An 18,863-nucleotide genomic window follows, 5' to 3' on the forward strand; every position below is an offset into this window, starting at 1 on the left:
CTATGCACCAATTAGTTTTGAATTCAATATTTGATACCCTCGGATGGATTGGTGCATTGCTTTTCCTGATTTCTTACTTTCTGCTCATTAGTAAGCGGTGGTTAGCTACATCGTTTGCTTTCCATCTCTGCAATATACTTGGAGGTGTTTTATTAAGTGCAAGTACACTTTACGACACTTCCTACCCTGCAACTTTTGTTAATCTTGCCTGGGCAATTATAGCAGGTTATGGAATGTATAATGATCAGATAAAAAAAAATAAACCAGATTCATAATGGAAAGGAGAGGTTTTCTTCAGGGCTCGCTAGCCCTTGGCTTTGGGAGCGTGCTAACAAAAGTCAGCATAAAAGAGGTTGAAAAGCAAAAGCCGGTTTTGACAATTGCCCACATTACCGACGTTCATATTAAATCCAGTGATAATATCCCCAAAAGAGCAGCCGGATATTTAAAAAAGGCTTTATCCGCTCATGAGGTTGACTTTATTTAAATGGTGGTGATGCTATTTTTGATGCATCTTATGACGATGTTACCCGCGAGATGGTTACCGAGCAGTGGGCGGTCTGGGATAAGTTCATTGTTGGAACTGATATGGAAGTGTATAGCTGTATCGGAAACCATGATCCCTGGTGGAAAGCGCCGTCTAAAACAGATGAGATGTATGGACTTGATTACGCCGCGAAACGCTTAAAAATGCCGCACCGTTATTACAGCTTTGACAAAAAAGGTTGGCACTTTCTTATTCTTGATGGCAATCAGAAGGGAACCAGGTTGGATGTTGAGCAAATGGACTGGCTCAAAAGTGATTTAGCTAAGCTACAGCCCAATACGCCAGTGCTGATCATGTCCCATTATCCAATACTTTCGTCAACTTGTGCCTGGAGTGGCGGCCAGCATGGAGATTATAAAGAATTAAAATCGCTTTTTTTTCAATATAGGGTAAAGTAAAAGTTTGCCTGAGTGGACATCAGCATTTGGCGGATGAAGTAAGCTATAATGGTATATCCTACTTTTGCAATGGCTCATTGAGCGGTTTTTGGTGGGGTGAAGGCGATCAAGAATCGGCAGGCAAATATTATTATCAGGAAACGCCTCCTGGCTATGCAATCATGAAACTATACGCTGATGGAAGTGTTGAAAATCAGTATAATCCCTTGGAGCTTATTTAAACGGTAATAACCAACAGCGTCCCATCGAGTCGCCGTTTTAAGTTTACCACAGTTCGGGTTTTATAACTTAACAACTTGGTAAAATTCTGTTTATCTGCCAGTGTTAAATTTGTAGGATGAGTGATTAGATGGACCATATTGCTTGGTTTGTTAATTGAAGGGAAACTGCAATTGATATGGCGGCACCCGCTAAATTCAAAAAATTATGATAGCGAGAATGAGGCAGATATCACTAAGTTATCATAAGTGTTCTCAGTCTAATGTTTTTTAAGGCCTTTCAATGCTCAAAAACAAACAACAACCTGTCTTTCGACCAGGCTTAGGATGCTGATTTTTTCCATGCATTTAGGTTAGCCTGAATCTACAAAGAGCAAAGCAACAAAAAATACACACAAATGAATAGAAGATCATTACTAAAAGGGGGCCTGCTTGCCGGAATTGGTTTGCCATTCGTTGGATTAAAAGACGTAACGGGAAGCACGAAGAATTCTTCGGCTGAAAAAGCTAAAAATATTATCATGCTGGTAAGTGATGGCATGAGTACCGGCACATTGAATATGGCCGACATTTATGCAAAAAGAATACTGGGAGTGGGTAGCAAGTGGTTGGATTTATATCGCGATAATAAAGCGGTACGAGCCTTAATGGATACGGCATCTGCCAATTCTATGGTAACAGATTCTGCTGCAGCAAGTTCATCATGGGGTGGTGGAATGAGGGTTAACAATGGTGCGCTCAACGTTGGGCCACGCGGAGAAAAGCCACAACCGATTCTTCAAAAGTTTAAAGAAGCTGGAAAGAAAGTTGGTTGCGTAACGACGGTTCCTATTACACACGCCACGCCTGCAGGGTTTTGTGTAAATATCGATAACCGGGGCGGACAGGACATCATTGCAGAACTGTACCTGGAACTGAAGTTTGATGTCATGATGGGTGGTGGTCACAAGTATTTTGCAGACAAAAGAAAAGGTGGGAATCTGCTTCCGAAATATTTAACTCAAGGTTATCAGCTAGCTGAAAATAGAGATGAGATGATGCATTTGAATGGCGCCAAACCCGTTTTGGGCTTGTTCGCTGATGATGGATTGCCTTATGAAGTGGATCGCAGGCATGATGAGGAATTAATGAAATCCACACCTTCTCTGGCTGAAATGACTGTTAAGGCCATCGAACTGATGAAGGATCATAAAAATGGTTTTGTACTGCAGGTAGAAGGCGGCAAGGTGGATTGGGCAGCACATTCAAATGATGTAAGCGGTTTGATTTTCGATCAGCTTGCATTTGATGAGGCGGTTGGTAAAGCAATCGAATTTGCGGAAAAAGACGGCAATACCTTGGTCATCATCACAACTGACCACGGAAATTCTAATCCGGGTTTGTTCAATGCAGATGACGATAATAAAAAGTTTGATGGATTGCAACATTTTAAACATAGCAACACCTGGTTATTGTCAAAACTGAACCAGTCTTTTGGCGAACAGAAGATCATTGACCTGATTAAGGAGAATCAGGGTTTTGTAATGACGCCTGAGGACGCAAAATTCCTTTTGAATCATTTTAAAGATATCAGTCCGAATCAGCTATACAATGAATCCAATCTTCCGTTTTATGAATACGGGAGGATTTTAGGTAAATATACGGATGTGCAATGGGCAGGCATGAATCATTCCGGTGATTATGTAGAACTGACGATGTTTGGCCCAGGCTCAACGAAACTAAAGCCTTTCGTCAAGAATTATGAATTGCACAACTTTATGCTTGAAACTGCTGAAATGTCACAGCATTTTATGGAAAGCAAAAGGTAGTTTTGTTTGCTTCAAATACAACAGAACAGCATGTATCGCTCGATGATTCTGTTACAACAACGTGCGAACTTTCTTACCCTAAGCTTACTGTTTCGAAGGATAATAATTAATATTTTCTTAATGTCTCTTACAAAACAAGCAAAGATTAATTGTGTTAAATTACATAAATGAATCAATCATGATGGAACAAATGTATGTTCAGCCGGAACAAATAGTGAGTTTTGAATTTAGTCGCTTTCGCTTACCACAATATGTTAATGAGTTTAAACCGCTGCTTTTCAAAAACGGTGAAGTATATTTTGCCGTTTTAGATTCTGATCTGAAAAATGGCATATGCGGAAAAGGAGAAACACCTGAAGATGCGCTTATGGACTGGAATGATCAACTTCGCGAGGTGTTGCGTGGTCCAGATCTGGATAATCCAGCTATCCGTTATGTGCTGGAAACGATTAGTGCCTTGAAAAGAGAAATCTGAGTTTTTAAACTTACGCCGACTGTTAAAGCATGGCTTACATGCGATTTCTTAAACAGATGGGCATTTGACGGTATTTATTTTGTCTATAAATTTTAGGTTTTACGAATTTTATTAAGCTTTCTTCCATCGTATTTTTAAAATCTTTTCGCTTAGCTTTAGTTTTTCTTTGATTTTTCTCTTATCAATGGTCTCTCTTTTGATCGACCAGACGATTATCCCAATTTCACTCTTAAGTTTAGGTAGTTGATTAGCATTTTTTTTGAGGCTTGAACCATGAAATAGCTCACTTCTATTATGCAAAGGCAAATATAAAGCTCATTTAATTATTATCTGAGGAATTCTGTTTTTCAGAATCTGAATTAAAACGATAACTTCTTCAAAGGCTTAAATTAAAAATTCCCGGTCTCCAAAAATGCAGACCGGGAGTAAAATGTTTTTGATTTATTTTAATACCTGAATAACTGGCCTGCCATCTGCCTGAGGCAATTGGAAACCCAATATTCTTGCAACAGTAGGAGCAACGTCTTCCAGGTTAATGGAGTCTAGTGCAATTCCCGCTTTAACACCAGCACCGGCAATGATAAACCCTGTTCTGATTTCTTTGCTGTCTGGAAAGTATCCGTGAGCACCTCCTTTTTTAATGTTAACTAGCTTTCCTGAATTAGCATCCTGGATGTATACGCCATTCGCCGCTGCGAGGGCGAAACTGGCATGCGGGTCGGCCCCAATTTTATCCAGTTCAGTACGTTCGACGATCCTGAACATCTGCTGGATATCGTTTGGAAGAGAAGCCATCTTCTTTCTGACTTTCTCTAATGTGGCTTTGTCATTTACGTCCTTCAAGTGAAAAAAAGTTGATCCGCCTGCGGCCTGGAATTTCGCCACGGGCTCCTCTTTTCCCACTTTAGAGTCAATACCGATTTCTGACAGCCAGAGATTTGGTGAAAGACTTTTTTCAATATCTACAAATCCATGGTCTCCGGTAATGATGATGGTGGTACTGTCTTTCAGTCCGGCTTTTTCCACTGCATCCATAAGGTTCATCACGGCATGATCCGCAGATGCAACAGCGATCTGCACTTCCGGGCCAGAGCGGCCATTTTTATGCTGCGCACCATCTACGCCCGCGATATGAATACTCAATAAAGCGGGTTTATATTTCCGGAAAATGTAAGCTGCCATTCTGCTGTTATTTTCATCCATAGCTAATGAGCTTAGATTGAGGTCTTCCATGTCCACATCGCCAATGGCGAACTTTTCCATTTCCTCCAATAGTCCTTTTGGTGTTGCATATTCCGAAATCGCACTTTTTCGATCAGACATATTTGTGGCTGACCAGATTTCGGGAAGGTTATAGTCAATTTCAGCTCCCACTGAAATCGGCCAGGATACAGAGGCGGATTTTAATCCGGCTTTTTTGGCAGCTTGCCAAAGCGTTTCAGTCTTGATTTTTTTGCTTTCTGTGGTCCATACGTATTTACGGTTCTCATCCGGCATGGTATTGTAGGTAATTCCGTGTTTGTTTGGGAATGTTCCGGTGATCAGCGTAGTATGGGAAGGGTAGGTGACGCTCGGGAAGATGCAGCGAACACCTGCTGCATGTGATCCGCTGCCTACCAATTGTTGCAGGTTGGGCGTCGGCCAGCTTTTATCAAGGTAGAAGTCAGGTCTGAATCCATCTATACTGACTAAGATGACATGTTTTGAAGTCTGTGCGCTAACATTTAAAGCGAATGCGGCAGCGAAAATTATCGCCAGATATTTTTTGTTCATTTGATTTTTGTGTTAATTGATGAAAGGGAAGATTTCTTTTGCAGTTTTATTGCTCACCAAAACTTTGTTCATGTCATACTTCATGGTTACAACACCGGCTGCAGCATTGTTTATAAAGTCATCCATCCCTCGATTAAGCGGGATGAAAGTTGGGATCTGTGCACTGAGATGAGCGCCTTTGACGTTCGGATTGTTCAGCTGTTCGGTTTGTGAAACAGGAAACTTGATTCCCAGATCAGTCATTCTTCTGCCCTCCGCGAAAAATATTTCCTGTCGCATCCGGTATATGGTATATAGCAACGCATCCTGTGTGGCAGCAGCATCGATATCGGTCGGCGTTACTTTAGTTCCTGAGACCTGGTAGACGGTGACATTTCCGGCTTTCCTGTTGAGTACATATCCGCTACGTTCAGCATCCGTTTCATCAAATTTTACTCTTGCCGCGGTTAACGGATAATCGTTCCGGTTTCCACCATTACGGGTTTCATTCGCATCACTGATCGATATGATCGGACGTTTGGCAATGACTTCAGTTAACAGGTTTTTTAGTGTTGTTTTGCTGCCGGGGAGGTCGTTTACTGAAGCCTGGATCTCTGCCAAGATGAGGTATGCTTCTTCTGCTTTGATGTAGCTGATCGGCTTCTGATCGAGTGCAATGGTTCCGGTATGATAATATTTTGGATCAAGAAAATCAAGGCGTGGGAGTGGGGCAAATTCATTGGTGGTGGAAGAAAATATATAAGTCTGGAAAGTATTTGCAGCACCGTTTTGCCCGTCAAATGCCTGCTGTTTTAACAATAGCGGGTTTGCCATCGCTGCTGTTGCGAATGTTCTTGCCTGCTGTGCATCGCCCAGATTATAATATACTCTGGCTTTAAAAAGGGTGTAAATAAGCTTTTCTGTAGCATTGCTCTGCAGCGCAATGGCCTGGTCTAGTTCTGTGAGGGCCTTGGCAAAGTGCTCCGCCGGACTAAGAACTGGTCCTTTAGCTGTGCCTGGTAAACCTACAAAAAGTTCACCGCTGAGCAGATGCGCATAGGCATAGATAAAGTGCATTTCCGCTTTTTGCAGATTTGTTGTTGCCTGATCCGTCGCTGCAACAGTGGTGAGTCCGTATTCGGCCATTTCACGTAAACGCTGGATGGCAGATTGTAACGTGTTCACATCAAGATCAAAATTATCGATCTGTGGGATGTCAAATACTTTATTGCTCAGCGTTCTGTTGTTGAAGTAATTGTCTGACACCAACTCGGTATTCGGGATAACCTGATTCAAGGTCAATGCCATTTGGCGCCTCATTCCGGTCAACCAGGTGGTAGATACATTCGTAGTCGTTAAATAAACGTCATCCGTAATATTGGGATTATCCTTGGCGCAGCCAAGTAGGCCCATACAGCCAATGGCTGCCAGGCAAAAATTTCTGATATATGTTTTCATTCTCTTATTGTTAAAAATTTACCCTGAGTGTGCCGATGAATTGTCTTGGTGCAGAATAGGTGGCATAAGAAACGCCTCCGGTTGTTGCACCATTCTGTCCTTGTGAACTGCCACTGATTGTGGCCTCAGGATCAAAACTTGAAGCTGAGAAGTTGAGTGGATTGACTACGGAAAATCCAATGTTGATACTTTTCACGACCTTTTTCCAAGCTTCTGGTTTAAAATTATAGCCAACGCCAATAGTCCTGATCTTAATGTAGTCGGTTTTCTCCACAAACCTATTGGTCACATCAAGCCATCTGGTTCTTCCGCTTTTATCTATTTCCGCCTGAGGAATCCCTTCGGTCGAAGTACCATAGTTGAATCTGAACTGTCTATCGAAAGAAACGGCATAGGCGCCTTTCTGATAATCCGCATTAGCGAATAGATTGAAAGATCTGTACTGGAAATTCATCCCCATACTTCCAAAAAGATCAGGAATAGTGGTTCCAAGTGGCTGCTGTGCGGTTGTGCTGATCAGTAAGCCTTGTTCATTAAATACACCGTAATTCCCCCTTATGAATCCAACAGGTTCACCTTCCTGCACTACAGTCTGTACAGTCCTGGCGCTAAAACCGTTGATATTGAACGGCGCTGCTCCCCCTGAACTGATCACCTTATTGTAAAGGGTGTTAACCGATAGGTTGAATCTTAGGCTGGTACTTGCTGTTTTAATTGGCGTTAATACCGTATTGAACTCCAGGCCTCTGTTTAAAATGCGACCAGTGTTCTGCAACTGGCTTGTTTCGCCGGTAGATGGCGCAGGTGGCACCACAAATAAGGCGTCATTGGTAATGGAATGATAGAAACCTGCTGATAAAATGATCCTGTCGTCTAAAAAACCAAGGTCAACACCCGCCTCAATGGTGGTTGTTTTTTCCGGTTTCAGATCAGCATTTCCGGCCTGTCCAAAAGAGGCGGCCTGTTCACCATTAAAGCCGACGAAAGCAATGGTGCGTTCGTTTGCAAATGGGGTTGGGAAGTTTCCGGCAATACCGTAATTTCCACGCACCTTGGCTGAAGACAAAATTTTAGATATTGGCTGGAAGTAGGGTTCTGCACTCGGAATATATGATAAGCCGATTTTTGGATAATACTGAATGCCAATGTTTTTACCAAATGCCGAATTCTCATCTCCCCGTAGACCCAGATCCAGAAATAATTTGTTTTTGTAGCCTGCATTCTCCTGAAGATAAATCCCATAACTGGTCACCGCAGAATAATATTCATCTCCTGTACGGTTAGCCGCTATGCTAATGGTCTGTGCCCCGTCCCTAATGTTGGTTCCCGTGTATTGTATCTGATGGTCTTCGTTTCTAAAGAACTGACCGCCGGCGGTAGTGATAAATGAGAAGTCACCCACTTTTGCCTCATGCTGACCATTGAACTCAAAGGTCAGGCCAAGGTAGTTTCTATCGAAGTTGTCGATACTTCCCTGGTTGGTGATGGCCGTATTCGTGGTATGAGACAGGTATTGGTTGGTTGTGATAATCTGTTGTCTTTGCGTACGATAATCAATACCGCCCGTGGCTTTGAAAGTTAGGTTTTTCATGGGTTGGTATTTAAAAACCTGAGAGGTTTGGAATCTGTTGACATTAATTCCGTTATCTTGCAGTGCTTCTGCCTGATCCACAAAACCCTTGATGGCTGCATATTCTTCGTCGCTCATTGCGTCTATATCACTTTTGAACCTTGGCCCTGTAATGGAAGAGGCACCGCTTTCGGCAAACCATAATCCGGTATATCCTCCTTGGTTACCGTTCCTTGATCTTTTATATTTGTTGTTAATAAAGCTGAACGAGCTTTCATAAGTCACTTTGGTACCTAGCGATGCCCTGAGGCCGGTTCGTAAGTCTATTCTGCGATTGCTGTTCTGGTTATAAATCTGTGTTCCAGAGCTGTTCTGCAAACCACCAGAAAAACTATAGCCAAATTTACCGTCACCACCATTTAAGGCCAGGTTGTGTTTCTGGTATAATCCGTTCTGCATGAGCAGATCTTTAGTTCTTTTAAAATAAAGAAAGTCTGTTGTGGGGGTTTCCAGTCCGATCTGGGTTTCCAGGGTAACATCGGTTTTATCCGCACCACCTTTTTTTGTAATAATCTGTATAACGCCGTTAGCAGCATCCGATCCATAAAGCGTAGTTGCAGCGCCTCCGTTTACAAATTCTATTTTCTCAATATTGTCCATTGGAATATCTGCAATAGAGCTGATGGCCGCACCAGAAGCACTTCCGCCGCCCAACGCAGCCCTGGTGTTCAAGTTGTCCATTCGAACGCCATCAACATAGATGATGGGTGTGGAACTGATAAACGCAGAATTGACTCCCCTTGACCTGATAATTGAGGTGGCGCCAGCCTGACCACCGGTCAGACGGATCTGTGCATTTGGTAATTTCGCCTGTAATAGCTGATCAATCCTTGAGGCCGGAATATCCCGAAGGTCTTTTTCCGAAATACTTACCACATTCGATGATAACCTGCGTTTGCTCACATCGATCCCCTGTCCGGTTACCACTACTTCGTCGAGGCCTAAAAGGTCTTCCTCCAACTGTATGTTGAGGATAGGTGCCGTACTATTTCGGGCGACCTTAAATTCTCTTGTTTTATAGCCGATTGACCTGGCTTCTATAACTACCTCGTCCTGGTTATTTGGGATGGAGAGTTTGTAAGCACCTTTGCTATCAGTCTGGGTTGCGGATGAAGATCCCTTAAGTTTGATGCTGATGCCGGGAAGCGTTTCACCGGTCCGCTTATCAGTAACAATGCCGGAAATGATCATCGGAGGGAAATTTTTCTGGGCGTTGATCAGGATATATTTATCACTAATCTGGCTGATTTTGATGTTTCTGCCTTTTGTCAACTGCCTTAGGATCTCCGCTACGGATTGTTGCTTCGCCTCGATGCTGTAGGTATGTACATTAGCTAGTTCGCTTTCGTAACCGAAAACAAACGGAGTTCGTTTCTCTATCAGATCAAGGAATTTTCTCATAGACAAGTTTTTTGCCGATAGATCGATTTTGATTTCGCTCATCGATTGCCCTAAGCTGGTTTCAGCATATAGCAAAGCATTCGAGAGAAAGAGCAGTACAAGTGTGAGTTTCATTTTTAAATTAAAAAGTAACCATTTCGGGTGTTTGGTGCCCGGATAATATTTTTGCATATTTGAAATAAGTTTTTAATGTTTTTGAAGAATTCATTGGAACTATTGAGCATTGCTTCAATGCTCAGATAAGACCGGAAGTGTTAGCGCATTTCCGGCTTTTTTACGGTTGATTTTACATAACGGCTTATTTGATGGTAATTTGATTGCTTTTATAAGTAAATTTCTTTTTGGTTAGTATGGATAGGATCTCCATAACCCGGTCAGCGGGTTCCCGGTCAAAGCGGATGCTGTAACGTTTTTCATTGTCGAAGCTATTATCATAATTTACCTTTACATGGTAGTATCGTTGAAGCTGGCTGGCAATTTCTCTGATTGTGGCGCTTTCGATGTTGAGCTTACTGTCACGCCAGATCGCGATGTAATCAGTTTGTTCAGTTTTAAGTGTTGTCGTTCCGGAGTTTTTATTAAAAAATAGTACTTTTCCTTTGGTCATTCCACTGGCCAATAGCCCATCGGCTGTTGAAACCTGAACTTTGCCTGTCAGTACGCCAACTTTGATCTGGTCGAGATCTTCATAGGCATTGATATTGAATGATGTGCCAAGAACCCTTGTTTTCAGTTTTCCGGCTTGTACAATGAAAGGATGTTTGGTATCTTTTGCAATTTCAAAGAAGGCTTCACCCGTAAGCCTGACTTGGCGAATGCTGTCGCCAAAGTCTTTTGAAACAGTAAGGCTGCTCCCTACGTTGAGCAGTACTGAAGATCCGTCTTTGAGGGTGATCAGTTTTGCGGTTTTATCGCTCGATTCAAAAATAATATCGTGCCTGTCTTTTTTACTGTTGATAGTAACATTACGGCCAATCAATGCTCCTCCAATCAGCAAAAGGAAAATTGCTGCATATTTAATGTATTGAAACGCCCTCTTTCGTGTTGTTCTATCTACTATCCGGTTGATTAGATATTGCTTAATCTCCAGCTTCAGTTCAGCTTTCCGTTTGGAAGATTCCAGAGGGGGGACCTTGTGATCTCCTTTTCCCAGTTGATCATACCAGTCTTCTATAGCCTGATTTTCTTTAACGCTGCACTGGCCTTGCAGATACTTTTCTAGCAGATGTTTTAAACCGCTTTCTTTGTTTGTGTGTGACATTGTTATAATAGATATCACAGAAATAGCAAGAGGTACTTTAAGTCAAGGTTATCAAAACATTAACTATTTATGATGCAAAAATGCGGTGATGGCCAGAATCAATTGAAAAGATGGCTCAGCGTTATATTTGCCCACCCTAGTGCGAACAATATGGAGGGCAGTACTGATATTGTTTTTTACGGTCTGTTCTGAGAGGGAAAGTTTAAGTGCAATTTCACGGATTGATAGCTGCTCTTCTCTACTCATTCGGTAAGGCATCTGAAGACGATCTGGTAATTTATTCACCTCGTGGTCCACGATCCCTCTTAGTTCCTTGGTAAGAAGTTGTTCATCAGTTTTTGTGCTTGAAACCAGATTGAGGCTTTTTTCCAGCATCTCTTCGTCAGCAATAATGATATTAGAACGGGAAAAACGATTGATAACCGCATACTTAGCAGCGGTGAACAAATAGGGTGCAAGGCTGGTTTTCTCTTCTGAATTGATTTCTGATCTGTTTTTCCAAAGGCTGAGGAAAATATCCTGTACAATGTCCCTGGCGTCTTCCTCATTTCTGATCTTCTGATAAATATGTCTGTAGAGGTTCTCCCAATACCGGTCAATCAGAAAGGTGTAAGCCAGGTGATTATCTTTTTTAACCAATTCAAATAAACTATGATCAGAGTAAGACTTCATAACAGCTGCAAAATTATGCTCAGCCTGTGAAGTTATGATTAAGGTAAAGTGAACTCCACGCATGATAGCGTATTAGATTCTGGGAAATCCATTTCTCACCAGAAGTTTATTTAAGAAAGATTTTACAGCTTAATAAAGCCATGTTTACATCGAGGTTTTAGCTTTGGTACGTAAATATTATGGTTTATATTAAATTTGGTTAGTTAGTGAAGAAGCTGCAATGGATTTTGCAGCTTTTCGTTTTTTTCTCATTTTGTTAATAGTGGCTGCAACGGTTTTTGCAGCCACTGATCATAATACAGCCTTATTTCTGTGGGACTCAAATTCCAATTCAATCAGGTGAATTAAAAAGATACTCTAAAGGTTTTTGGCGGGTATGTTTTGCCTCTTACTTATTAACAGATAAAGCGGTGCTATAGCTTCGGTCATTCAGAAGGATCCTCAATTAAATTTTAAAATTATCTTTAGTATAATTAGCAAACCAAAAGCAGAACATCATTCACCAATTGATCAAGTGTCAATAGGTATTCGGACGCTATTTCTGTTCTTGGTACTTCACAATGTCGATATTGACGCCATTGGGATCTGAGATGGCAAAGTGCCGGTCTCCCCATGGCTCATCACGGAGTTCGATCTTGATCGCTACTCCTTTCTTTTTAACTTCTCTGTAAATACTTTCCACATCATCAACCTCTATGGTCAAATATATACCCTCTCCTTTGAAAGGTTTGTGAAACAGGGATTGCTGCGAGGGGTGGTGAGGTAGCAGAAAGCTTATCTCACTGCTGCCGTCCGGGGCATGCAACAACAAATAAAACTCATTTTCAAAAGTTACGCCGAAGCCTAACATGCCGGTGTAAAAAGCCTTGCTTTCAGCCAGCTTGGTGGTGATAATACCTGCGTTCAATTTCATCTTCTTTACTTTTTTAGTCTGTGCATCAACCACAAATGCCGTACAGATCAGGGTCAATACAATTAATAACTTTTTCACAGTGATACACTTTGTTATGGGCAAAGTTGCACACTTGTTTTAAAGTAGCATTGTAAAAATCGGACAACTATCTCTCAAGGGCCTTTCCCGGAGTAAGGCCATAAAGGTTTTTGAATTCCTTGATGAAGTGCGCCTGATCGTAATATCCGGCACCATAAAAAAGTTTATTTTCCAGCGAACGCTGTGTAGAAGGCTTAGGACAAAGCATATTCTGAAACCGCACTACTTTACTAAAGGTCTTAGCGGTAGTACAGATATAAAATCCAAAAAGCCGGCGCAATTGTCTTAGACTTATCCCTGTGTCGAGCTCCTTCTCTACATTGACTACACCATGGTTTTTAAGGATGATAGCGATAGCATCGTAAAGACGGGCGTCCGGTTTAATAGCGATGTCTTTTAACAGTTGGATAAAATGGGTGTCCAGAAGTTCATGGATTTGCAGCATTTGCAAAGCACTGTGAAAATTGGAGGCTATAAATGCAGCGGTTTCAGGTACAACGGCGTTGAGATACTGTGAACGGTTACTCAGTTCACTGGCACTGACGTTAAATATCCGTGGAAACGCAGTTGGCAAAAAGCGTATCCCTATATAATTGAAACTATTTTCAAGCTGAAATTCTGTGTGTTGTTTACAGAAGCCCATCACAAAGTTCTCCTGTGGAATATTTAGGTCGAAGAATATATCGATACAGCCGTCGGATACCACCCGATAAATAAAATCCTTTTCCAGGGATTCCGGAGCACTTAATTGCCAATAGCAATAAATATAATCCTGCAAGTCAGGATGAGGGAGAAATTCATGATAACTAACCCTGTCTGAAGATTGTTTTACCGTAGGCTGGACCGGCACAAATAATGATCGTAGATTTATTGGCATCCTTTGATTATCTCGTTAACGACATCATGTAAATATAATGCAAATAATAGATATAAGGATTCAGCAATCCGCTTCTGACATGCCTATCAGTTAACAATAATTTACTTTCGGTCGGCGATGGTAAGCGTCAAGAGAAGCAACTTTCGAATTCCTTTTTTCCAGAGACGATCCATAAGCAACCTGTCCAGGCTAATATAGCCGTAGAAATACCCAGCTCAGGTTCGCTATAGGTTAATGAAGATAGAATCGCAACCATAGAAATAGCGATGGCAGATAGAAATGGGATGAACTTTTTCATTCGGGCATGTTTTGAATGATAAGTTTTCAAAGATTAGACCAAAGTTTCCCTTGGGTTGGATCTGGTTCACAATATTTCTTTTAACTGACATTTTGACTAAAAAAGTCAAATTTTTTATCATTTTCTTGTTGCTTATCAGCATGTATGTTCTCGGAAATAAACAAACCCAGTAAGTTAATAATGCTTTTAAGGACAAATTATAACCTGAAAAAAGTTTTGAAATAAAGGTAGACGTTATTTCTAATGGGTTGTAATTGGTTCTTGCGGGGAGGATCATGGCGATGAATGCGCTGAGTGTGCTTCGATTCATTTTTTTTAGATGGAATTTCGGATAAGAGTATATTTCCGATTAAGATCATTTTCTAACAACTGTCTCGGCCTATACTTCACACATTGATAATATTAACTTAAAATACGATAAGATCTAAGCACCTAGTTTTGTGCCTTCAATGGACCAGGATAAGATATACGAAATCAAGGCAGGTGAGCTGTCGGCTTTTAATGAGGCCTACACCCGCTATCATGGCCAGATTTATCAATTCGTTTTTAAGAAAACTCAATCAGAATACATTGCCACGGAGGTTGTTCAGCTTTGCTTTATCCGGTTATGGGAAAAGAGAAGTACCTTAAGTGAAGTCGTTTCGCTGAACGTACAACTTTTTGGTATGGCCAGGCAGGTAATGATTGATGAGCTTCGTAAAGAGGCCACCAGATTGAAATACAATACCCAATCCAGTCAGTATCCATTTACCGATAATCTGATGAAGATGATCGAGAGCAAGGATATGTTGAAACACTTTGAGAAGGAAATAGAAGCTATGCCTCCCATGCGAAAGATGGTTTTCACACTGAGCCGCGATAATGGACTCTCATACCTGGAGATTGCGGAGATGCTCGGTATCTCCGCAAAAACTGTAGAGAGTCATATCGGTAAAGTACTCTCCCGGTTAAAGCACTATATGTTTACCATTCTGATGTAGCAATATTAAGTTATTGTTAACCCGTAAGGGATAACCCGGTGGCATGCGTAATTATAGTATGAAGCCAAACAAGGGACGAAAACGAAAGCCAGACAGCAGTACGTTTATCCAGGAAAATTTTAGTGATCAGGAGTGGCAGTCTTTCGATTCAAAAGAAGAAATCCCGGCAGCCAAGTCAGAAGAGATGTACCGTTCAGTGTTGAGCCATATCTCAGTGAGTCAGTACAACAAAACTCTTAAACGAATCCGCCTGGTCAAATTGACGCGATATGCATCTGCAGCCTGCGTAACTATTTTATTAGGCTTCAGTTTATACGTTGGTCTGAATAATGGGAGCAATGAGCGAACAGCTAATCTTCCTGTTAAGAAAACAGGAACCAGCGCAATAAAATCGGCGAATACCTGGAAGACAATCAGCAACCCATCCACTAAGATTCTAAGCTATCAGTTACCGGATTACTCCTTTGTGAGCATCTATCCACGCTCAACAATAAAGTTTAAAAGGGCATTTGATCAGAAATTTCGAAATGTTTATCTCCATGGGAAAGCCAGATTTAAGGTAAAACGAGATATCGCCAGACCATTCAGCGTGTATTCGGGAGCCTTGAAAACCACTGCGCTCGGAACCTCATTTACCATAAATACGCTGGGATCCCGCATTTCAGTGAGGCTACATACAGGCAAAATTGTAGTGGCCAATAGCGAAGCCAAAACGCGACTGATGTATCTCTCCAATGCTGGTAGCACCTTGGTCTATGACCCGATTTCAGCGACAACAAAAATTATTAAGCCTTTAAAGATAGCTGAAACAGCACCAGAAATCCTCAAACATGATGGCAATCTCATCATAATGAAAAATATTCAACTATCAAAAGTTTTCGATCAGTTGCATGTTGCCTATGGAATCAGCATCACTGCAGACCAGAATGAGATCAACAATATCACCTTCACGGGAAATGTTGATACGGTTAAAGACCAACCAGAGGATATTCTTAAAGTAATATGCCTGATCAACAATATGACATTCAGTAAAATCTCTGACAAAGAATTTTTTATCAAAAGATCCAAATAATAAAATCAAAAAGCATCCAGACAAATTATGATGTACTCAACAAAATTAAAAATGCTAAAACGTATGCTATGCCTGGCCATGATAGGTTGGGCAAGTCCCCTCTTAGCGCAGGAGCTGCCTGTAAAAGGAATGGTTCTGGATATGTCCGGGCAGGGTATTCCGGGGGTAACCATTAAAGCAGAACATGAAAAAACCCGTAAATCTACAGTTACCACGTCATCGGGTACAGGTTTGTTCAGTTTTTCAAATCTGGCTACAGGTGGACCATATCGTTTCATTTTCAGCTCGATCGGCTTTAGATCTGATACGCTCTCAGGTTATATGCTCGCCAGCGGACAGCAGATCGCCTTGAGTATAAAACTCAAAGAGGCATCTAACGATCTGCAGGAAGTCGTAATCGGTTACGGAAAAAGTAAAAGAAATGAGATAACAGGTGCCGTAACTTCTATTAAGCCTGATGAGTTTAACCGTGGAGTGGTGAGTTCTCCGGGGCAGTTGCTCCAGGGAAAGGTGGCAGGACTGAACATTACCAGAAGTGGTAATCCAACTGATAAGCCTGCTGTTATCCTGCGTGGCCCTTCGAGTTTTAGAGAGGGTGCACAGGAACCTTTTTATGTAATAGATGGCGTACCGGGCGCTTCGATCGATTTGGTCGCTCCGGATGATATCATCAGTATGGAAGTTTTAAAAGATGCCTCATCAACTGCGATTTATGGTTCCAGAGCGGCAAATGGTGTGATTATGGTGAACACCAGAAATTCAGGAAAAGGACTTGGCAAGCTATCTTACAGTGCTTACGCGGCCAGCGAAACTATTTCCAATAGCATCGGTATGGCCACCGGCGATGAACTAAGAAGCTATCTTCGTGATAATGGAAAAGTTCTGGATAAGATCAGTGATGACGGCAGCAATACGCACTGGTTGGATGAGGTAACCAGAACGGGCATTTCACAGAATCACAATTTAAACTTCAACGGTGGCGGAGAGAATTCTTCTTACGGCGCAAGTTTAAACTATTTTGATAATCAGGGGATTATCAAAACCTCAGCTATGGAACGTTTTATTGCCAGGGCAAATATGGAGCAGAGATTATTTGATAACCGCCTGAAGATAAATTTAAACTTAACCAATAGCAGTACTACAAATGATAGAATCGCAAGCCAGGTCTACAACAACATGTTTACCTATCTGCCCACTGTCGGAGTAAGAAAAGCTGACGGAAGCTTTTATGAAGACCCCAGCCGAACTACAGGCACCGGAGGATACTACAATCCCGTGGCTTTATTGGAAAACAATACTTTTCAGGGAAAAACTAATCTCTATCTGATCAACGGAAACCTTAAAGCCAATATTTTAAACGGATTGGATTTCAACGCCATGGTTTCCGTTCAAAGTGAACAGATCAGCGAAAACCTTTACAATAACAGGTTTTCTATGTTAAAACAAGGTTTCAATGGATATGCCGAACGTTCGTCGGTAAAAAACACTCAGAAAGTTTTCGAGGGATATTTCAATTATGATAAAAGCTTTGGAGATCACAATCTCAAATTGCTGGCAGGATACTCCTGGCAGGAAAACCGAAATGGCGATGGTTTTCAAACCTCCGGGCAAAACTTCGTTTCAGATGATCTGTTATGGAACAACCTGGGGCTAAGCAATGGGAATGGTTCAACCGTGGTAAATTATGGAAATAATTACATTTCAACACTTCGTTTGATATCTTTTTACGGTAGGGCGATATATAATTACAAGGGAAAATACCTATTGCAGGCTACTATTCGTAGAGATGGATCTTCAGCATTTGGTATCAATAACAGATGGGGAATGTTTCCTTCAGTTTCTGCCGGATGGAACATTGATCGGGAGGCCTTTATGGAAAACGTAACTTTTATTGATAACCTGAAATTGCGTGGGGGCTATGGCGTTTCCGGAAATTCCATAGGTTTCGATGCTTACACAGCAAGGCTGATATATGGGGCACAAAGTGGATCTTATTTTTACTCAAACGGAAAGTGGTTAACAGCAATCGGTCCGACCCAAAATGATAATCCAAATTTAAAATGGGAACGAACCGCTACCCTGAACGTTGGTTTGGATTTCGGTCTCTTCAAAAATAAGTTGAATGGTTCAGTTGATGTATACAATAAAAAAACAACAGATCTAATTGCACCTTATTCGGTATCAACAACGCAATATCCATTTAATGTGTTAACAGCAAATGTTGGTGCAATGACTAACAAGGGTATCGAATTTACCCTGAATACAACGCCTGTTAAAAACAAAAATTTCAGTTGGAACACATCCATTAACCTGTCACACAACAAGAATGAAATCACTTCCATATCTAATGATCTCTTTCAAGCAAGCGAATTCTACACGGCAAATGTAGGCGGACGCGGGCAATCGGGTGCATTGGGTTATCAGATTATTAGAGAAGGATTGCCTTTGGGTTCTTTTTACACCTTAAGATATGCAGGAAAAGATGCTGCCGGAAAATCGATGTTTTACGATAAGGCTGGAAATGCATCAACAGCCAATACCGGCTTTGAAAATTTTGAAGTCACCGGTTCAGCACAACCAAAGTTATTGTATGGCTGGAACAATACATTCAGGTATAAGCAGTTCGACTTCAATTTTTTCATCCGTGGGGTTTATGGCAATCAAATCCTGAATGCCACATTAGCTGACATGACCGCTCCGATTTATGCTTTCCAAACCAATATTGCCAAAGAAGCACTTAGTGAATCGATCAATGATGATAAAGCGCAGTTTGTTTCCGATCGTTACCTGGAAAGCGGCTCTTACCTGCGTTTGGATAACGCCACTTTAGGTTATACTTTCAAAATGAAAGGCAGTAGAAGCCTGCGTCTTTATGCATCAGGGAACAATTTATTTATCATTACCAAATACAAAGGTGTAGACCCCGAAATAAATATGGCCGGCCAGACACCAGGAATTGATTACCGCAACTTTTACCCAAAAACCCGTTCAGCTATTTTTGGACTAAACTTCAACTTATAAAATC

17 protein-coding genes are annotated in these 18,863 nt (G+C 41.5%); 9 read left to right on the forward strand and 8 right to left on the reverse strand.

Annotation, left to right across the window (positions count from 1 at the left end; translation table 11 throughout):
* Window positions 1-2 precede the first annotated feature (2 nt).
* The 6 genes from AC3ITD_RS04660 (at window position 3) to AC3ITD_RS04685 (ending at window position 3,446) form a co-directional block, all read left to right on the forward strand.
* Window positions 3-275 (forward strand): CBU_0592 family membrane protein, encoded by a 273-nt coding sequence (locus AC3ITD_RS04660; protein ID WP_489364417.1) that lies wholly within the window; start codon window positions 3-5, stop codon window positions 273-275.
* Window positions 275-487, forward strand: coding sequence for a hypothetical protein (locus AC3ITD_RS04665; protein ID WP_489364418.1), 213 nt, complete (start codon window positions 275-277; stop codon window positions 485-487). The genes AC3ITD_RS04660 and AC3ITD_RS04665 overlap by 1 nt, the downstream gene beginning before the upstream one ends.
* A 50-nt stretch (window positions 488-537) precedes the next feature.
* Window positions 538-945, forward strand: coding sequence for a metallophosphoesterase family protein (locus AC3ITD_RS04670; protein ID WP_489364420.1), 408 nt, complete (start codon window positions 538-540; stop codon window positions 943-945).
* A gap of 26 nt (window positions 946-971) precedes the next feature.
* The gene (locus AC3ITD_RS04675; protein WP_489364422.1) at window positions 972-1,166 is read left to right on the forward strand and encodes a hypothetical protein; all 195 of its coding nucleotides are present in this window, start codon (window positions 972-974) and stop codon (window positions 1,164-1,166) included.
* A gap of 395 nt (window positions 1,167-1,561) precedes the next feature.
* Entirely contained in the window at window positions 1,562-2,971 is a 1,410-nt protein-coding gene (locus tag AC3ITD_RS04680; protein WP_489364424.1) for an alkaline phosphatase, read from the forward strand.
* Window positions 2,972-3,149: 178 nt separating this feature from the next.
* A complete protein-coding gene (locus AC3ITD_RS04685) occupies window positions 3,150-3,446 on the forward strand; it encodes a hypothetical protein (protein ID WP_489364426.1) in 297 nt (98 codons plus the stop codon).
* Between the two features lie 441 nt (window positions 3,447-3,887).
* On the opposite strand, the gene AC3ITD_RS04690 is transcribed toward AC3ITD_RS04685, so the two are convergent.
* From AC3ITD_RS04690 to AC3ITD_RS04725, 8 genes are all read right to left on the reverse strand, one after another.
* Window positions 3,888-5,219: an alkaline phosphatase family protein gene (locus tag AC3ITD_RS04690; RefSeq protein ID WP_489364428.1), complete on the reverse strand. Its 1,332-nt coding sequence runs from the start codon at window positions 5,217-5,219 to the stop codon at window positions 3,888-3,890.
* 12 nt (window positions 5,220-5,231) lie between these two features.
* Window positions 5,232-6,656, reverse strand: coding sequence for a RagB/SusD family nutrient uptake outer membrane protein (locus tag AC3ITD_RS04695; RefSeq protein WP_489364430.1), 1,425 nt, complete (start codon window positions 6,654-6,656; stop codon window positions 5,232-5,234).
* 10 nt (window positions 6,657-6,666) lie between these two features.
* Window positions 6,667-9,801 (reverse strand): TonB-dependent receptor domain-containing protein, encoded by a 3,135-nt coding sequence (locus AC3ITD_RS04700; RefSeq protein WP_489364432.1) that lies wholly within the window; start codon window positions 9,799-9,801, stop codon window positions 6,667-6,669.
* Window positions 9,802-9,985: 184 nt separating this feature from the next.
* Window positions 9,986-10,948 (reverse strand): FecR family protein, encoded by a 963-nt coding sequence (locus AC3ITD_RS04705; protein ID WP_489364434.1) that lies wholly within the window; start codon window positions 10,946-10,948, stop codon window positions 9,986-9,988.
* A gap of 63 nt (window positions 10,949-11,011) precedes the next feature.
* Entirely contained in the window at window positions 11,012-11,620 is a 609-nt protein-coding gene (locus AC3ITD_RS04710) for an RNA polymerase sigma factor (RefSeq protein WP_489364436.1), read from the reverse strand.
* 535 nt (window positions 11,621-12,155) lie between these two features.
* The gene (locus tag AC3ITD_RS04715) at window positions 12,156-12,611 is read right to left on the reverse strand and encodes a VOC family protein (protein WP_489364438.1); all 456 of its coding nucleotides are present in this window, start codon (window positions 12,609-12,611) and stop codon (window positions 12,156-12,158) included.
* 67 nt (window positions 12,612-12,678) lie between these two features.
* Complete coding sequence (locus AC3ITD_RS04720; protein ID WP_489364440.1) at window positions 12,679-13,461, reverse strand: AraC family transcriptional regulator; 783 nt, start codon at window positions 13,459-13,461, stop codon at window positions 12,679-12,681.
* Between the two features lie 154 nt (window positions 13,462-13,615).
* Window positions 13,616-13,786 (reverse strand): hypothetical protein, encoded by a 171-nt coding sequence (locus tag AC3ITD_RS04725; RefSeq protein WP_489364442.1) that lies wholly within the window; start codon window positions 13,784-13,786, stop codon window positions 13,616-13,618.
* 449 nt (window positions 13,787-14,235) lie between these two features.
* Here AC3ITD_RS04725 and AC3ITD_RS04730 point away from each other — a divergent pair, with 449 nt between their 5' ends.
* Genes AC3ITD_RS04730 through AC3ITD_RS04740 form a run of 3 tightly spaced genes read left to right on the forward strand, consistent with a single transcriptional unit; the run spans window position 14,236 to window position 18,859 of the window.
* Window positions 14,236-14,766, forward strand: coding sequence for an RNA polymerase sigma factor (locus tag AC3ITD_RS04730; RefSeq protein ID WP_489364444.1), 531 nt, complete (start codon window positions 14,236-14,238; stop codon window positions 14,764-14,766).
* 43 nt (window positions 14,767-14,809) lie between these two features.
* Window positions 14,810-15,838, forward strand: coding sequence for a FecR family protein (locus tag AC3ITD_RS04735; protein ID WP_489364446.1), 1,029 nt, complete (start codon window positions 14,810-14,812; stop codon window positions 15,836-15,838).
* Between the two features lie 27 nt (window positions 15,839-15,865).
* Entirely contained in the window at window positions 15,866-18,859 is a 2,994-nt protein-coding gene (locus AC3ITD_RS04740) for a SusC/RagA family TonB-linked outer membrane protein (protein ID WP_489364448.1), read from the forward strand.
* The last annotated feature ends 4 nt before the right edge of the window (window positions 18,860-18,863 follow it).

The sequence above is a fragment of the Pedobacter sp. KH_004 genome (genome assembly GCF_057840755.1).

Coding starts and splice junctions, on each gene's coding strand:
- AC3ITD_RS04660 (WP_489364417.1), top strand. CDS start 3: ATGCACCAATTAGTTTTGAATTCAATATTTGATACCCTCGGATGGATT.
- AC3ITD_RS04665 (WP_489364418.1), top strand. CDS start 275: ATGGAAAGGAGAGGTTTTCTTCAGGGCTCGCTAGCCCTTGGCTTTGGG.
- AC3ITD_RS04670 (WP_489364420.1), top strand. CDS start 538: ATGGTTACCGAGCAGTGGGCGGTCTGGGATAAGTTCATTGTTGGAACT.
- AC3ITD_RS04680 (WP_489364424.1), top strand. CDS start 1,562: ATGAATAGAAGATCATTACTAAAAGGGGGCCTGCTTGCCGGAATTGGT.
- AC3ITD_RS04685 (WP_489364426.1), top strand. CDS start 3,150: ATGATGGAACAAATGTATGTTCAGCCGGAACAAATAGTGAGTTTTGAA.
- AC3ITD_RS04690 (WP_489364428.1), bottom strand. CDS start 5,219: ATGAACAAAAAATATCTGGCGATAATTTTCGCTGCCGCATTCGCTTTA.
- AC3ITD_RS04695 (WP_489364430.1), bottom strand. CDS start 6,656: ATGAAAACATATATCAGAAATTTTTGCCTGGCAGCCATTGGCTGTATG.
- AC3ITD_RS04700 (WP_489364432.1), bottom strand. CDS start 9,801: ATGAAACTCACACTTGTACTGCTCTTTCTCTCGAATGCTTTGCTATAT.
- AC3ITD_RS04705 (WP_489364434.1), bottom strand. CDS start 10,948: ATGTCACACACAAACAAAGAAAGCGGTTTAAAACATCTGCTAGAAAAG.
- AC3ITD_RS04710 (WP_489364436.1), bottom strand. CDS start 11,620: ATGAAGTCTTACTCTGATCATAGTTTATTTGAATTGGTTAAAAAAGAT.
- AC3ITD_RS04725 (WP_489364442.1), bottom strand. CDS start 13,786: ATGAAAAAGTTCATCCCATTTCTATCTGCCATCGCTATTTCTATGGTT.
- AC3ITD_RS04730 (WP_489364444.1), top strand. CDS start 14,236: ATGGACCAGGATAAGATATACGAAATCAAGGCAGGTGAGCTGTCGGCT.
- AC3ITD_RS04735 (WP_489364446.1), top strand. CDS start 14,810: ATGCGTAATTATAGTATGAAGCCAAACAAGGGACGAAAACGAAAGCCA.
- AC3ITD_RS04740 (WP_489364448.1), top strand. CDS start 15,866: ATGATGTACTCAACAAAATTAAAAATGCTAAAACGTATGCTATGCCTG.